The sequence below is a fragment of the Sphaerisporangium sp. NPDC088356 genome, from assembly GCF_040685555.1.
In the GTDB taxonomy this organism is placed as follows: Bacteria; Actinomycetota; Actinomycetes; order Streptosporangiales; family Streptosporangiaceae; genus Sphaerisporangium.
On record NZ_JBFBIK010000280.1, the window covers coordinates 1 to 1,275 of the forward strand.

The window sequence follows — 1,275 nt, forward strand, 5'->3', positions numbered from 1 at the left end:
GAGGACCCACATTTTATTAGCCAAAAACTAATGTGGATCATTCATAAAGAAAAAATAAAATTTTTTAAAGTTGTTAATCATTTTGGAACCTCGATATTTAATATTATTAGTTAGTATAATTAAAATTTCGCAAATTGCAAGTCCAAGTTAGCCAGCCAAGCTCATCTCATATGAACTCTTATAGTTGAACATTTTTCTTGGATAATGGTTCATCCAATACTCGATAGCGGCGACTTCTTCAGGGGTCGTCTTTGTTGTGCCTTTTGGCAGATGCCTACGAATCATTCGGTTATGGTTTTCATTCGTCCCTCGCTCAAAGCTCGCGTAGGCGTGTGCATAGTAAACTGGACAGCTTACGTCCTCAGAGAGCCTTGCAAATTCATGGCCATTGTCAGGGGTAATGGATTTGAAGTCATAACTTTTTTGAAGTTCCACCAGCTCATCATTGACCGCCTGTGCTGTTTTCCCATCAATCAAGCGAATGATCTCCGTGCGGTATTTTCGCTCTGTGAGCGTCAAAAGCACCTTGTTCTTAGCTCTCGTAAGAATGACCGTGTCAATCTCGTAATGCCCCACTTCTAAGCGATTGTTAATGAACTCAGGCCGTTCTTCAATAGACTTACCAAAAGGATGCTTTGGCGCACGAGGTTTGATTTTCTTTGCCGCCTTATACTGCGGATAGAAAAGATGATGACGCTTGGCTTCTAACCAGCCCCAGTTGACCCAATTGTAGAGGCTGCTCAGAGAAACTCCTTTTAGAGCCTGATGAATGACTTCCAAAGAGTCCTTGTCTTCTTTAAGACGTGTACTCACATAACAATCAATCTCAGTCGTGAGTTTACTCGGACGAACACTGTGAGCCCTCAATCCTTCATAATTTTCTTGAGCCTTTTTAGCAGAGTATTTTACCTTCCGCTTGAGCTGGATTTCCCCTCGCTTCATCTCTCTGTCAATCGTCCCATGAGCTTTATTCAATAAGCGCGCAATCTCACGGTTGCTCAGTCCTTCTTTATTGTGCCAACGTTCAATGTTTAAACGGTCTTGATTGGTCAGGTGTTTCCCTTTGCTCTGGCTTGTGATAGAATAGTCTTGCATCTGAATTTCCTTTTTATACTATTTGGTCGAACTTCTAGTATAAGAGATTCAGATGTTTTTTGCTTGACTCAAGGTGGCTAACTTCATTTTACAATTTGCGATTAAAAAATTAAGTAAACTTGATCAAAAATACAGTGAAGAACTAAAAGATGCTAAGCAGAAAAATTTTGTGACTCAACA

The 1,275-nt window shown here is 40.3% G+C and carries 1 protein-coding gene; it reads right to left on the reverse strand.

The window, feature by feature from the left end; all coding sequences use genetic code 11:
* Positions 1-147 precede the first annotated feature (147 nt).
* Entirely contained in the window at positions 148-1,095 is a 948-nt protein-coding gene (locus AB0O34_RS36885) for an IS30 family transposase (protein ID WP_351004109.1), read from the reverse strand.
* Positions 1,096-1,275 lie beyond the last annotated feature (180 nt).

Excerpts from the sequence above, each read along its gene's own strand:
- AB0O34_RS36885 (WP_351004109.1), bottom strand. The coding sequence starts at position 1,095 with ATGCAAGACTATTCTATCACAAGCCAGAGCAAAGGGAAACACCTGACC.